We start from the raw sequence: 14886 nt of genomic DNA on the forward strand, positions 1-14886 counted from the left end.
AGGCAGGGAAACAATAATGACAAGATTCGCCAACACACTCGATTTTGCCCGGGAGATGGATCAGCAGGACGCACTGGCTCACTATCGGCAGCAATTCCACCATCCGATTATCGATGGTAAGCCTGTGCTCTATTTCACCGGCAACTCGCTGGGCCTGCAGCCTGTTAAAGCCAAAGAGTATATTCAGCAGGAACTGGATGATTGGGCCAAATGGGGCGTGGAAGGCCACTTTCATGCCACCACCCCCTGGGTGAGCTACCACGAAATACTGACTCCGGCCTCGGCTCAACTGGTGGGTGCCAACGAGTCAGAAGTGGTCTGCATGAACTCGTTAACCACCAATCTGCATCTGCTGTTCGTTTCCTTTTATCAGCCAACAGCAAAGCGCTTCAAAATCATCAGTGAAGCCAAGATGTTTCCGTCTGACCGTTATCTGCTGGAGACTCAGGTTCGTCATCATGGCTTTGATCCTGACGAAGCCATCATTGAAATTGCCCCCCGCGAGGGCGAGTACCTGATCCGCGAAGAGGACATTATTGCGGCAGTGAACGACAATGCCGATGAGCTGGCCCTGCTGTTCTTCGGCGGCGTGAATTACTTTAGCGGTCAGCTGTTTGATATGCGCAGGCTCACAGAAGCCGCCCACAAAGTCGGCGCTTTGGCCGGTTTCGACCTTGCCCACGCCATTGGCAATGTGCCCATGCAGCTGCACGACTGGGATGTGGATTTTGCAGCCTGGTGTACCTACAAATACCTCAATGCCAGTGCAGGTAATGTGGGCGGTATATTCGTTCACGACCGCCACGGCGACAATACGGAAATCAACCGCTTTGGTGGCTGGTGGGGACACAACAAGAGCCGACGCTTTTTGATGGAGAATCACTTTGAGCCCATGTCCGGCGCCGAAGGCTGGCAACTCAGTAATGCGCCCGTGATGGGCATGGCAATATTGAAAGCCTCTCTGGATATCTTCCAGCAGGCGGACATCAATGTGCTCAGAGCCAAGAGCCTGAAGCTGACCGCCTATCTGGAATTTGTGTTCAACGATGTCATCGGCCAGTTTCCCGATATCAATCTGGAAATCATCACACCGACAGATCCTGCCCGCCGGGGCTGCCAACTTTCAATCAGACTGGCTGGCACCAATAAAGAATTTTTCCAGGCGCTGACACAAGCAGGTGTTATCGCCGACTTTAGAGAGCCCGACGTGATCAGACTGGCGCCGACACCACTCTATAACTGTTTTGAAGATGTTTATCAGCTGGGGCAGACACTGAAGTCATTGGCCCACAACTGGCAGACAAACGGCTGGAGAACAAATGGATAAGCAGATGGAAAATATCACCATAGCAGGTGCCGGACCTGTCGGAGCACTGCTGGCAGTGATGCTGGCCAGGCAGGGCTACAGAGTTGACCTGTTTGAATCCAGAGCCGACTCCCGTAAAGCCAATATTTACCAGGGCAAGTCAATCAACCTGGCGCTGTCGGACCGGGGCTGGCTGGCACTGGAAGCCGTGGGAGTGGGTGACACTATTCGCGAACATGCGATCCCCATGTATTGCAGGGTTATGCACGATACCCAGGGGCAGCTGACCAGACTGCCCTATGGTCAGGACGAGCAGGCTATTTGGTCGGTATCCAGAGCGGGCATCAATGAGCAGCTAATCTCCCTGGCAGAGCAGGAACCCTTAATTGAACTCCACTTTGAGCACAGACTTAAAGAGTTGGACTTCGACTCACTGGAAGCCAGATTCTCAACCAAAGACAACGGGCTTGTAACCCATAATTCAGACCTGCTGTTTGGGGCCGATGGCACCTTCTCCAAGGTACGTCGATTGGCTCAGGAGCTGCCCCGCCAGCGGATCAGCCACAGCCTTGAGTATATGCCGCAAAGCTATATTGAGCTGACCATAGAGCCCAACGCCGATGGCAGCCATAAGATGGAGAAAAATGCTCTCCATATCTGGCCTCGAAAAGCCTTTATGCTCATCGCTTTGCCCAATACCGATGGCTCATTTACCTGTACCCTGTTTTTGGATCAGGAGGGTGACACCTCATTTGAGTCTTTGGACAGCAAGGAAAAAGTCACTGCCTTTTTCGAGCAGAACTTTGCCGATGCCCTGCCCCTGCTCTCCAACCCCGTCGACGCCTTTATGTCCAAGGCCGCTTCGCCTCTCTGCCTGGTTCATATCTACCCCTGGGTATTCAATAACAAGGTTGGACTGATTGGTGATGCCGCCCATGCCATGGTGCCGTTTTACGGTCAGGGGATGAACTGTGGGTTTGAAGATTGCCGGGTACTCAGTGAACTGGTTGCGCAACACGAAGGAAATTGGGAGTCGATTCTTGCGGCTTATCAAAGAGAAAGAAAGCCAAATGGCGATGCCATTATTGAGTTGGCAAAACGCAACTTTGTTGAAATGAGTGACCTGTCCGGTGACAAGAATTTCCTGCTGCGTAAAAAAATTGAGCAGCAATTCAGTAACATGTATCCAGAGCTATGGGTGCCTCTGTATTCGATGGTGACCTTCTCGCCCCATTTGCCATACGCCTCAGCACTGGCCATTGGCGACATTCAAACTGAGATCATGGATGAGATCATGCAATTGGAAAATATTCATCAAGAGTGGCAATCACCCCATGTTTACCAACTAATGCACAAACTGGCATTGGCGAAACTGGAGAAATAACTATGGCATGCCCACTGAATAAGCCGGTTCGCCCCAACAGCCGGGAGATGGAAGATAGCATACACACTGACTTCAAGGATGATATGTCCTACGGTGATTACCTTTGCCTTGACCAGATCCTGTCGGCGCAGCACCCGCTGTCGGAAGTCCATGACGAAATGCTGTTTATCATCATTCACCAAACCAGTGAGCTCTGGCTGAAGCTGGCGGGGAATGAACTGGAAACCATGATAACCAATATTCAGGAGGGGGATTTCAGCCACGCTTTTAAGGTGATATCCCGGGTAAGGCATATTCTGAATCAGCTGACCCAATCCTGGAACATCCTCTCAACCCTGACCCCGGTGGATTATCTGAAGTTTCGCGATGCACTGGGACGTTCGTCAGGTTTCCAGTCATACGGCTACCGAAAGCTTGAGTTTTTACTGGGGAACAAAAACACCTCTTTGCTTAAGGTTCATGAGAGTAACCCCAGAGTACACAGTGAGCTGAAGGCGGTACTGGAGCGGCCAAGCCTGTATGACGAGACCATTAAGATACTGCACCAGCGGGGACTGACTATCGATGAGTCAGTGCTTAACCGGGACGTGACACAAGCCTATGAGGCCAACACTTCAGTGCTGAACGCGTGGCTTAGTGTTTATCGCAACGCAGATGCTCACTTTGAGCTTTATGAACTGGCTGAGAAGCTTATTGATATTGAAGATGCCTTCCAGCAATGGCGCTTCAAGCATATGTATGCGGTACAGAGAATTATCGGCAACAAGATGGGAACCGGTGGTTCATCTGGGGTTGGCTTTCTTAAAAAAGCACTGGATATCAGCTTCTTTCCAGAGCTGTTTGAACTAAGGACACACCTTTGAATGATAGAGCATCGTGATAAAGCCTGGTTCGAACGGGAGTACTCCCCCAGTAGCTGCATTGAGGATATCAATGTTTATATTCAGCAATACTGTGACCAAAGCCAGGCAGTAACCCAGCAGGCTATCGCCAATAACACTGTCATCAGGGCGATACAGTATGGCGCCAGTGAAGATGAGGTTCTCGACCTCTACCTGCCAGACGCAATAGCCAATAACAACAACAGCCAAAGCGGAACTCAGGCTGGAAAAAAACTCCAGGTCTACATACATGGCGGTTATTGGCAGGAGCTGAGCAAGGATGAATCTTCCTTTGCAGCCCCAGCCTTTCAACAGGCCGGACACTATTTTGCGGTGATCAATTACAGTCTGGCCCCCAAAGCCAGTCTCACTGAAATCGTGCAGCAAAATCGCAGGGCACTGGTGTGGCTTGCCACCAATGCAGAAAAGCTGGGATTTGATGCGGATGAGATCTATCTGTCTGGCAGCAGCGCCGGGGCGCATCTTTGCCTGATGATGCTGCAAACCAATTGGCAGGAGTACCTGTCCCAACTCGATGGCGCAGGGATAAACGAAAAGCCCCGGTGCCAACCAGAATCGCAGCCAAACAGCCAACTGAAGAGCCCTGATATCCGGGGAGTCTGCGCAGTAAGCGGGATCTATGATATTGAGCCTTTGCTGCACACAACAATTAATAACCCGCTGCAATTAACGGCTCAGGAGGTCGAAGCCAACAGTCCTCTGAACCACGCCACTCCACAACAGTGCCCGGTGATCATTGCCTACGGTGATAACGAAACCAATGAGTTCAAGCGCCAGAGCCTGATGATGAAGACACAACTGGAGCAGGAAGGTTTTGAGCTGACCCTGGGTGAGATATCCCAACGCAATCACTTCGACGTCATTTTGGATTTGGGTCAGGTAAACTCCTGGTTATTTAAACAAGTGCAGCGTCAAATGAACACCGAGTAGAGCTGCCCACTATCCCCTGGCGTACTGCTGCAGGATAGCACTGAGCTGCTTGGCAGGTCTGGCGATCTTACTCTGTTTCAGATACACCAGATGCCAGTAGATATTCAGCCCTTTTTCTCCCAGTGGCACAGCCGTTATCGCGCCGGACTCCAGATAGGGAGACATCAGGTGTTTTGACATTATGGTGATGCCATAATTGACCTTCACCAATTCAATAATCGCCTCATTAAACCCCACTTGAAGCACCTTCCTCGGCAGAATATTTTCCGGCTGGAAGAAGAGCTCATACTCCCTGTCTTTCTCGGGAATGATGGAGTTGGTGATATAAGTTTCATCACTGAAATCTTCAGCCAACAGATACTGACGGTTCGCCTTTTCATGGTCCTGTGACAAACAGGCCATTAGCTCATCCTGCAGCAGGAAACTCGACTCATAGAGATTGTCATCCAGTGACAGACTTTTCTGTGCGCTTGAGATCATCGCAATATCCACGTCACCATTGAACAGAGCATTCAACGGCTGTGAAGCGGCGGTAATCTCCAATTCGATATGGGGTAAATCGGAAGCGAAATAACGGGTAACGGCCGGAAGCCATTTAAAGGAAGCATATTGGGGCAGACCCAACCTCAGAACCTGCTCTATACCATCGGATAAACGGGCGATGTCATATTCGGCCCGCCCCAGCTCATCGAGAATTTTCTGGGCTGAGTGCAGTAAACGCTTACCGGCATTGGAGATGATTAGCTTCCTGCCCCGGCGGACAAACAGTACGGTGTCGAGACGGCGCTCTGCTTCGCGAATTCGGTTGCTCAGCGCGGGCTGGGTGATAAACAGCGACTCTGCCGCTTCTTTCACAGTCTCCGACTTGGCAATCGTACAAATCATTTTCAGGTGATTGATATTAAGCTGAATCTTAGAGATATCCATAAATTACCCGCTCAATTCATATTAAGTCTGAATATCAGGACCGCTATCAAACACATTCAGAAAATGAATTATTCCTAAAACTTAATTCAATTATTTTTATAAAACATAATCAAGTAGCTTGGGATTATCAAGTTGGAGTAAGTGCCTCTACCACAGGAATAAACCGAATGAAGTCTGCAAAGCTGGAGCAATTGGGACTGGAGCTATATCAGGCAATGCGCGCCCAGAAAATGCTGCCCCCGTTAACGGAGCGGGAGCCAGAGTTGACCCTGGACGACGCCTATAAAATCTCTCTGCATTTCCTGCAACACAGACTCAATGATGGCGAACGTGTCATAGGTAAAAAGATCGGCCTGACCAGCGAAGTGGTCCAGCAGATGCTGGGGGTACATCAACCTGACTTCGGCTTTTTAACTGATGCCATGATGTTCGAATCCGGCAGTGAGATCCCCTTCGCCAGCCCGCTTATTCAGGCCAAGTCAGAGGGGGAAATCGCCTTCATTTTAAAGCGGAGCTTACAGGGTCCCAATGTCACAGAGCAGGATGTGCTCGATGCAACAGACAGTGTCGCGGCATGCTTTGAAATCGTGGACTCACGGGTAAAGGACTGGAAAATCAAAATCGAAGATACGGTCTCCGACAATGCCTCCTGCGGCATCTTTGTGATGGGGCGCGAGCGTGTCTCTCCTCAGGATGTGGATTTTGAAAACTGCCAGATGGTGATTAAAAACCACGGCGAGGTTGTTGCCAGAGGTCAGGGCTCCGCGGCATTGGGCTCACCGCTCAAGTGCGTCGCCTGGCTGGCCAATACACTGGGCAATTACGGCATCAGCCTGAATGCCGGAGACATCATCTTATCCGGTTCGCTTGCGGCCATGATCCCCTGCCAGCCCGGCGATGATATGACAGTTGAAATCGAAGGGATTGGCGGCGCCAGCTACCGCTTTATCTGAGCACTTCAGCAATAATGAGAAATCAGCAAATGGTGAATAACAAAGTCAATATCGCCATCATTGGCTCCGGGAATATCGGAACAGACCTGATGATTAAGGCGCTTAGAAGCCCGATGTTAAACCCGGAGTGGATGGTAGGGATCGACCCCGACTCAGACGGCCTTAAGCGGGCCAGGTCGCTGGGGCTGAAAACCAGTGACGCAGGTATTAATGAACTGCTCAGACATGTGGAAGCCGACAAGATTCAGATCGCCTTTGACGCTACCTCTGCCTACGCCCACCGTGAGCACAACGATAAGCTGCAGAGCAAAGGGGTGAAGGTAATCGATTTAACACCGGCAGCAATCGGCCCTTATTGCATTCCTTCGGTCAACCTGGAACGCCTGATGGCCTCCGATAATCAAGCATCACCAATCAATAACTTCAATATGGTGACCTGTGGCGGTCAGGCCACCATTCCCATTATTGCCGCAATAAGCCAGGTTCAGGGCGTTGAATATGGCGAGATTGTCGCCACCATCGCCTCCAAATCGGCAGGCCCCGGAACCCGCAAAAACATTGATGAATTTACCCGGACAACTGCCAGCGCCATTGAACAGCTTGGTGGCGCAAAACAGGGCAAAGCCATTATCGTCATGAACCCGGCCACGCCACCTTTGATGATGCGGGACACAGTGCATTGCCTTACCGAAACCACACCAAACCAGCAGGCAATTACAGACTCAGTGTTAGCCATGGTGAAACAGGTACAGCAGTATGTGCCCGGTTATCGCCTTAAAAATGGGCCAGTATTCGATGGCAATCGGGTGTCAGTCTTCCTGGAGGTGGCAGGCCTTGGAGACTATTTACCTGAATATGCAGGCAATCTGGACATCATGACTTCGGCTGCGCTTGGCGCAGGTGAAATGCTGGCGAGACAGCTGAGCGGCCAGCCACAGACTCATATCGAATAGATGAGGGGATCAAAGTGAATATCAATAACAAACAGATCACCCTCCACGACATGTGTCTGCGCGATGGCATGCACGCCAAACGCCACCAAATCAGCCTGACAGAGATGATTAGCCTGGCCACGGCACTGGATGATGCCGGAGTGCCCTTAATTGAGGTCACCCATGGTGATGGCCTGGGCGGCAACTCACTCAACTATGGCTTCGCGGCGCACAGCGATGAAGAGTATCTGTCAGCCGTTATTCCCTTGATGAAGCAAGCCAGGATATCTGCCCTGCTACTGCCCGGAATTGGCACAGTAAATCATCTGCGTATGGCCCATGAGCTGGGCGTCAGCACTATTCGGGTTGCGGCCCAATGTACTGAAGCCGATGTGACTGAGCAGCATATCGCTTTGTCCCGCAATCTGGGGCTGGATACTGTCGGTTTTCTGATGATGGCCCATATGCTTGAGCCCGGAGAGCTTCTGGAGCAGGCAAAGTTGATGGAGAGTTACGGGGCCAACTGTATCTACTGCACAGATTCTGCAGGCTATATGCTGCAGGATGACGTGTATGCGCGTATTTCAGCCTTGCGGGAAGGATTAAAACCGGAAACCGAAATCGGCTTTCACGGACACCATAACCTGGCGATGGGTGTCGCCAACTCGCTGACAGCCGTCGAGGCGGGAGCCAGCCGTATCGACGGCTCAGCCGCTGGACTGGGAGCCGGAGCGGGCAATACCCCTCTTGAAGTATTCAACGCTGTCGCTACCCGTATGGGAGCAACCACTGGAGTAGACGTATTTAAGCTGATGGCAGCGGCAGAGGAGATAGTCGTGCCCTTAATGGATCAGCCCATACGGGTTGATCGGGATTCTCTGGTACTGGGCTATGCCGGTGTTTACTCGTCGTTCCTGCTCCACGCCAAACGCGCCGCCGAAAAGTACGGCGTCCCCTCAGAACAGATACTGCTGACTCTGGGACAAATGAAAACCGTAGGCGGCCAGGAAGATATGATTGAAGATGTCGCCATCAACCTGGCCAAGGGAAAGTAGTTATAGGGACTGTTTCCAGTCCTGCTTTGCTGTCGCGGTATCAAGGGTTTTACCTTCTGAGTAAAACCTTATTCCGTGAACATCGCGGGCTTCCAGCCCACACCCGGGGAAGAGGGCCATTTCGATTGGCCCCCTTTCCAATCCCCCGTCGACCCCAACGAAGCGGACAACCCTTTGTGAATACGTTTCAAATTACCTAACGCACCAGACGCTCGTCCATGATTCGACTGGTGCTGGCTCGACGAAGCACATCCATGTCCTTCACTCCCCGCTCGGTTATCCTACCTCGCGCTCGTGAGCTTATCGCTTCGCGATACTCGCCCATGTCTCGCCCACGGCATTTGAATCGATTCACTGCAGCCGCTTCAATGGGGAATGGTGTAATCTGCTAACTCAGAGATAGCTATTGAGTCATCCGTCTACCAGAGCAGTCCATGTGGGCTCATCAATAATGTGAATCTCAAACCCTTTATCTCGCAATTCGAAAACTGTTTGGATTTTCCTACCATAACTGCTGAACTTCCAATCACGAGATGCCTCGCCGCCAACCACCAACAGATTTAGCTTCTGAGTTATCGACTTGGAAACAATTGCACCGCGAAGGGTTGCTATTTTTTGGATATCTTTTCGCGACTGACCACTAAACGTTCCGGTAAAACAAACTGTCACACCGGAAATCGATTGAAAAGGAAGATTTTCAGTAACAATAGACAGCGCACATCCTTCAGCGGCCCCTGTCTCCATAAACTCTTGACCACTTGCCCGCTTTAATAGATTCAATAACTCAAGCCTCTCGCAGTCAGTAACAACGCCATCAGCAAGAATCTGCTCCAACTTCCGTGTGACTATGGATATCACGCTGTTTTCTGCTCCCAGCCCTAACGAGGCTATGGCGTCAGCTAAGGACGATATTTCTCGGTCGTTCAGAGTGTTATCACAAGTGATTCCCTTCATGAAGCCTATCAATTGATTCACAGCTTCGTCGGAGCCGATAACGGCACAGTCGTTAAAGTCAACGACATCTCGTAATAAAGACCTCAAGTCATCCATTTCATCCTGGGTAATTATTCCATCATCAAGAATATCCGTAATCAAATCTTCGATATCCAGTACATCGCCATCTCTGGGAAGGTACTTTTGTTCCTTTAGCCAACTGCCTAAAAACAGGACCTCCTCATTCTTCAGCGTCTTATCCGCATCAATTCCCTTCAAAATTCCATACAACGTAGTAAACGCCTTACATTTGTTAGCCTTGTAATTTATCGCTTTACTGACATCCATTAACTCAATCCCTTGTTTAGATAAAAACCTCCTTATCCTTACATCTAATACAATAAGTTACAGTGAGTTACATCAATCACACAGATTCATATGAACATTTGATACTTAACTCGCTCAACAATCTCTAAGTACCAAAAACAAAAAACCGGACTTAAGAAAGTCCGGTTTTTACCGTCAAGGCTACCTGAATATCACAGATGTTCTTCGGCGTATTCTGCCAGGCGTGAACGTACGACGCCGTTGAGGTAGATGTTGGCACTGCCTTCGAAGTTTTTGAACCTTTCAACTATGTAGGTCAACCCCGATGTCACGGCAGTCAGATAGTTGGAGTCAATCTGCGACAGGTTACCGCAGCAGATCAGTTTGGTGCCTTCGCCCATGCGGGTAATCATGGTCTTGATTTGCGAGGCGGTGAGGTTCTGACATTCATCCAGCAGTACAATGGAATTCTGGATGGAACGTCCGCGCATAAAGTTGATGGACTTGAACTGGATATTGGCCTTTTCCATGATGTAATTCATGCTGCCGGACGGATTCACATCATGTTTGTGCAATACCTCAAGGGTATCTGTCACAGCGGCCAGCCAGGGCATCATCTTCTCCTCTTCAGTACCGGGCAGGAAGCCGATGGACTCGGCAATCTCCGGGGTACTGCGGGTCACAATGACCTTTTCGTACTGGTTACGCTCCACCACCATCTCCAATGCCGCAGCCAGTGTCAGCAGGGTTTTACCACACCCGGCGGGACCGGTGAGCACCACCAGATCGATATCTGGATCCAGTAACGCTTGCATCGCCATACCCTGATAGATGTTTTTGGGCTTAACGCCCCAGGCCTCCTGATTCAACAGCCGGTTGCGGCCCAGATCCAGAATATGTACCTGTTCATCATCCCGGTCGACCACACGACCACAGAAATCAGACTCATCGTCTATCAGGTACTGGTTGACATAGAGTGGCGTTTCATCCATCTCCTTCAACGGTACCTCATGCACTGTATTGCGACCCTGACGCGCTGTAGATACGCGATTCAGGTGTTCCCAGAAGTTGCCCTTATATTGATAGAAGCCCGTGGTGAGGAAGCGAATATCGTCGATCAGCTGATCGGTACGATAGTCCTCGACCCGTTCCATACCGGCACCTTTGGCCTTGAGGCGCATATTGATATCTTTGGTGACCAGTACCACGGAACGTGGGCTGTACTGCTTTTGCAGGTGGAGTGCAGTGTTGATAATACGGTTGTCGTTATTGTCACCTGGCAGAGTGCCTATGGTGAAATCGATTTGGTGGTCGGGGAAAATAGCTAATTTGCCGGATGCCGCAGTTTGTCCTTCACGGCTTGGCAGGGGGACGCCGTTGACGATTTGTTCAGGTGTGGTCAGTCCGCCTATGGCGTCTTCAAGTGCACGAATGGCGACTCTGGCGTCGCGGCTGACATCGCGCTTTCTGTCTTTTATCTGGTCGAGTTCCTCCAGAACTGTCATCGGTACGACGACATCATGTTCTTCAAAAGAGTAAATGGCTAAAGGTTCATGTAAAAGTACGTTGGTATCCAGTACAAACAACTTTCTGCCGTCTTGCTCCATGGCGCCTCCATTCCAGCATGTTGCCAGTGTTGATTAACCGAGTTCTTACCGCAGCTGCTGTGCCTCCTTTTCCACATTTTTGTCGTCGGGACAAATGTTTACTTTATGTTAATAGTGGCATCAATACGGCCAAAGCTCAACTGACTTTTCACTCGGTACATCTCAGTTTAGTGTCACCTATATGACAACAAGATGACTGCCAGACTGAGGCAGACAAAACTCCTTTCAGCTGTAATTTGCAAAGCTTCATTTGTAATCTCTGCCAATGGGATTTAGTCTGGATCTCCGCCCGTAATATCTCCCCAGCGGAGGCTATCTGGTATGTGTTTCCCAGTCAGCACTTTGCGGTTTCAACCGCCAATTTCCATGTCGTTGATCTGTCAGCAATCTGCAGTGACCTGTCGGCAATGTCCTCCTGCAGACAACTCAGTTTCCCTGACCCGACCAAGACAAAATCAGTCGAATGCATGGCCAGTGCATCTTTTTTATGAAGCCTACAAATTCCTCAAAGCCCGATTTGACCGCAGTTCTTTGCTGTCAGCCCGGTTTTGGAGTGGATTTAGCCGTGGTCGCCGACTTGTATCCCCAAGTGGCTTGGGTATACCATACGCGCCCTTTGTGAAATGTGCCGGAGAAAAGAGTTAGTTATGCCGTTCGCCTTAGGTCAACGCTGGATCAGCGATACAGAATCAGAACTGGGATTGGGGACCGTGGTACAGGTTGAAGGCCGCATGGTCACAGTCCTGTTTCCGGCCACGGGTGAGAACCGCATGTTCGCCCGCACCGATGCCCCCCTTACCCGTGTGATTTACAACCCGGGTGACGACGTGGAAAGTCATGAAGGCTGGACACTGAAGATCGACTCCGTTGAGGAAAAGGACGGCCTTGTTTTCTACTTCGGCACCCGCAGTGACAACGGTGAAACCATCGAGCTGCGTGAAACTCTGCTGAATCACAATATTCGCTTTAATAAGCCTCAGGACCGCCTGTTTGCCGGCCAGATTGATCGTCTGGACCGCTTTACCATGCGTTACAAGAGCCAGCTGCTGCGTCACCAATTGGCCAGCTCAGACGTACTGGGACTGCAGGGCCCGCGTGTCGGCCTTATTCCTCACCAGCTGTGGATTGCCCATGAAGTGGGTCGCCGCTTCGCTCCGCGGGTTTTGCTGGCTGATGAAGTCGGCCTGGGTAAGACCATTGAAGCCGGTTTGATTATCCACCAGCAATTGATGACAGGTCGCGCCGAGCGCGTGCTGATTATCGTACCAGATACCCTGCGTCATCAGTGGCTGGTTGAGATGCTGCGCCGCTTTAACCTGCGCTTCGCCGTGTTCGACGAAGATCGCTGTGTTGAGGCTTTCGCCGAGCATGACAATCCTTTCTACACTGAGCAGCTGGTGATCTGTTCACTGGAACTGCTGCGCAAGAAACGCCGCCTTGAGCAGGCATTGGACGCTGACTGGGATCTGATGGTTGTGGATGAAGCCCACCACCTGGAATGGTCTGAAGATGAACCAAGCCGCGCCTACCAAACTGTCGAATCACTGGCAGAAGTGGTTCCGGGCGTACTGCTGCTGACAGCGACCCCAGATCAGCTGGGTCATCAAAGTCACTTTGCTCGCTTGCGCCTGCTGGACCCGGATCGTTTCTACGATTACGAAGCCTTTATCAAAGAGGAAGACAGCTACAAAGAAGTTGCCGAAGCCGCAGAAGCGCTGGCTGGTGATGAGAGGCTGTCTGACACCGCCATTAACAGCCTGACTGAGCTGCTGGGAGAGAAAGATATCGCCCCGGCAATCCGTATGATCCAGGCAGATGAAGTGGACGTGGAGATGAAAGAGGCTGCCCGCCGCGAACTGCTGCAGGAGCTGCTGGACCGTCACGGTACTGGCCGCGTGCTATACCGTAACAGCCGCGCTTCGGTAAAAGGCTTCCCACAACGTATTTTCCACCCTCATCCGCACGCCATGCCACAGGAGTATGTCACTGCAGCCCGGGTTAACTCCATGATGGGCGGCTATCGTAGCCTGCAGCAAAAGATCTCTATGGCACTGGCACCTGAAAAGATGTACCAGGAGTTCGATGAGAACAATGCCGGATGGTGGAAGTTCGATCCACGTGTGGATTGGCTGATCGATTTCCTCAAGAACAATCGTTCCAAGAAGGTGCTGATTATCGCCAGCCAGGCAGAGACCGCTCTGGCGCTGGAAGAGGCCCTGCGTACCCGTGAAGGTATTCAGGCCACAGTATTCCACGAAGGCATGTCCATTATTGAGCGCGACAAGGCCGGTGCCTACTTCGCTCAGGAGGAGGGTGGCGCCCAGGCACTGATCTGTTCTGAAATTGGCTCTGAGGGTCGTAACTTCCAGTTTGCCAGCCATCTGGTGCTGTTTGACCTGCCACTCAACCCGGACCTGCTGGAGCAGCGTATCGGTCGTCTGGACCGTATCGGTCAGAAGAACGATGTGCAGATCCACCTGCCATACCTGACAGGCACGGCTCAGGAGCGTCTGCTGACCTGGTATCACCAGGGGTTGAATGCCTTTGAACTGACCTGTCCAAGTGGCCATGTGCTCTTCAGCGAATTCGAAGAGGAGCTGGTTAAGGTTCTGATTGAAGATGATGCAGATGCCATGACCAATCTGCTGAACCACACCCAGAGCCGCTACAAAGAGCTGAAGCAGGCAATGGAGCAGGGCCGCGACAAGCTGCTGGAGATCAACTCTCACGGTGGTCACCGTGCACAGGAGCTGGTTGAGCGTCTGTCCAGTCGTGACAATGATACAGGCCTGATTGGCGCGGTTATCCGCCTGTGGGACATTATCGGTGTCGATCAGGAAGACAGTGGCGAGAACACCATTATCCTGCGTCCAAGTGAGCATATGATGTTCCCAACCTATCCGGGTCTGCCGGAGGATGGCATCACAGTGACCTTCGACCGTGATACGGCTCTGTCTCGTGACGATATTGCGCTGATCACCCAGGAGCACCCTCTGGTACAGACGGCACTGGATCTGATCACAGGTTCAGAAACCGGCAGCACCAGTGTGGCTGTGCTGAAGAACAAGGCGCTGCCAGCCGGTACCCTGTTCCTTGAACTGGTCTATCTGGCTGAAGCCTCTGCGCCGAAAGCCAGTCAGGTACACAGATACTTGCCACCGACACCTATCCGGGTGCTGCTGGATAAGACAGGTAACAACCTGTCTGCCAACGTTAACTATGACAACTTTGACCGTCAGCTGAGTGCGGTTAACCGTCATATCGGCAGTAAGCTGGTCAACGCTTCTCAGACTCTGATGCACCCACTGCTGGCCAAAGCTGATGAAGTGGCCAAGGTTGAGCTGGACACCCTGCTGGACGGTGCCCGTGACACCATGACTACTCAGCTGACCGCTGAGCTGGAACGTCTGGAAGCGCTGAAAGCCGTTAACCCGAACATCCGTGAAGAAGAGCTGGACTATCTGCGTGATCAGATGGTTGAGCTGAAACGCTATCTGGATGATTGTGCCCTGCAGCTGGACGCTATTCGTCTGGTACTGGTCAGCCACGCCTGATCTTCGCATTAAAAGAGCCCTGCCCTGCGCAGGGCTTTTTCCTATTTGTGCCGCTATTCTTGATATACTCAATCGA

11 protein-coding genes are annotated in these 14886 nt (G+C 51.4%); 8 read left to right on the plus strand and 3 right to left on the minus strand.

The features are described 5' to 3' along the window. Positions 1 to 16: 16 nt before the first annotated feature. From kynU to L2725_RS12270, 4 genes are read left to right on the plus strand one after another with little or no spacing between them, the layout of a single operon-like run. On the plus strand, positions 17 to 1327 hold the full coding sequence (kynU, locus tag L2725_RS12255) for a kynureninase (protein WP_249249225.1): 1311 nt from the start codon (positions 17 to 19) through the stop codon (positions 1325 to 1327). Then, positions 1320 to 2690: an FAD-dependent oxidoreductase gene (locus L2725_RS12260; protein WP_249249226.1), complete on the plus strand. Its 1371-nt coding sequence runs from the start codon at positions 1320 to 1322 to the stop codon at positions 2688 to 2690. The genes kynU and L2725_RS12260 overlap by 8 nt, the downstream gene beginning before the upstream one ends. Positions 2691 to 2692: 2 nt before the next feature. Next, a complete protein-coding gene (kynA, locus tag L2725_RS12265; protein ID WP_249249227.1) occupies positions 2693 to 3553 on the plus strand; it encodes a tryptophan 2,3-dioxygenase in 861 nt (286 codons plus the stop codon). Further along, positions 3554 to 4522, plus strand: coding sequence for an alpha/beta hydrolase (locus L2725_RS12270; protein ID WP_249249228.1), 969 nt, complete (start codon positions 3554 to 3556; stop codon positions 4520 to 4522). A gap of 9 nt (positions 4523 to 4531) precedes the next feature. Here the strand turns inward: L2725_RS12270 and L2725_RS12275 are convergent, their stop codons facing one another. Next, complete coding sequence (locus tag L2725_RS12275; protein ID WP_249249230.1) at positions 4532 to 5449, minus strand: LysR family transcriptional regulator; 918 nt, start codon at positions 5447 to 5449, stop codon at positions 4532 to 4534. A 167-nt stretch (positions 5450 to 5616) separates the two neighbouring features. Between L2725_RS12275 and L2725_RS12280 the strand changes: the two genes are divergently transcribed. The 3 genes from L2725_RS12280 to dmpG are packed head-to-tail and all read left to right on the plus strand — an operon-like array spanning position 5617 to position 8389. Continuing rightward, complete coding sequence (locus tag L2725_RS12280; RefSeq protein WP_249249231.1) at positions 5617 to 6402, plus strand: fumarylacetoacetate hydrolase family protein; 786 nt, start codon at positions 5617 to 5619, stop codon at positions 6400 to 6402. Positions 6403 to 6434: 32 nt separating this feature from the next. Then, positions 6435 to 7355 (plus strand): acetaldehyde dehydrogenase (acetylating), encoded by a 921-nt coding sequence (locus L2725_RS12285; RefSeq protein ID WP_249249374.1) that lies wholly within the window; start codon positions 6435 to 6437, stop codon positions 7353 to 7355. Positions 7356 to 7369: 14 nt separating this feature from the next. Continuing rightward, positions 7370 to 8389 (plus strand): 4-hydroxy-2-oxovalerate aldolase, encoded by a 1020-nt coding sequence (dmpG, locus tag L2725_RS12290; protein WP_249249232.1) that lies wholly within the window; start codon positions 7370 to 7372, stop codon positions 8387 to 8389. Between the two features lie 411 nt (positions 8390 to 8800). Here the strand turns inward: dmpG and L2725_RS12295 are convergent, their stop codons facing one another. Continuing rightward, the gene (locus tag L2725_RS12295) at positions 8801 to 9670 is read right to left on the minus strand and encodes a BRCT domain-containing protein (RefSeq protein WP_249249233.1); all 870 of its coding nucleotides are present in this window, start codon (positions 9668 to 9670) and stop codon (positions 8801 to 8803) included. A gap of 191 nt (positions 9671 to 9861) precedes the next feature. Further along, the gene (locus tag L2725_RS12300; protein ID WP_115137568.1) at positions 9862 to 11256 is read right to left on the minus strand and encodes a PhoH family protein; all 1395 of its coding nucleotides are present in this window, start codon (positions 11254 to 11256) and stop codon (positions 9862 to 9864) included. A gap of 647 nt (positions 11257 to 11903) precedes the next feature. Here L2725_RS12300 and rapA point away from each other — a divergent pair. After that, positions 11904 to 14810 carry an RNA polymerase-associated protein RapA gene (gene rapA, locus L2725_RS12305; protein ID WP_249249234.1) on the plus strand — a complete coding sequence of 969 codons (2907 nt, stop codon included), beginning with the start codon at positions 11904 to 11906 and terminating at the stop codon, positions 14808 to 14810. The last annotated feature ends 76 nt before the right edge of the window (positions 14811 to 14886 follow it).

The organism is Shewanella corallii (assembly GCF_023349125.1).
Classification (GTDB): domain Bacteria; phylum Pseudomonadota; class Gammaproteobacteria; order Enterobacterales; family Shewanellaceae; genus Shewanella; species Shewanella corallii.

Coding starts and splice junctions, on each gene's coding strand:
- L2725_RS12260 (WP_249249226.1), top strand. CDS start 1,320: ATGGATAAGCAGATGGAAAATATCACCATAGCAGGTGCCGGACCTGTC.
- L2725_RS12280 (WP_249249231.1), top strand. CDS start 5,617: ATGAAGTCTGCAAAGCTGGAGCAATTGGGACTGGAGCTATATCAGGCA.
- L2725_RS12270 (WP_249249228.1), top strand. CDS start 3,554: ATGATAGAGCATCGTGATAAAGCCTGGTTCGAACGGGAGTACTCCCCC.
- rapA (WP_249249234.1), top strand. CDS start 11,904: ATGCCGTTCGCCTTAGGTCAACGCTGGATCAGCGATACAGAATCAGAA.
- L2725_RS12275 (WP_249249230.1), bottom strand. CDS start 5,449: ATGGATATCTCTAAGATTCAGCTTAATATCAATCACCTGAAAATGATT.
- kynA (WP_249249227.1), top strand. CDS start 2,693: ATGGCATGCCCACTGAATAAGCCGGTTCGCCCCAACAGCCGGGAGATG.
- L2725_RS12295 (WP_249249233.1), bottom strand. CDS start 9,670: ATGGATGTCAGTAAAGCGATAAATTACAAGGCTAACAAATGTAAGGCG.
- kynU (WP_249249225.1), top strand. CDS start 17: ATGACAAGATTCGCCAACACACTCGATTTTGCCCGGGAGATGGATCAG.
- L2725_RS12300 (WP_115137568.1), bottom strand. CDS start 11,256: ATGGAGCAAGACGGCAGAAAGTTGTTTGTACTGGATACCAACGTACTT.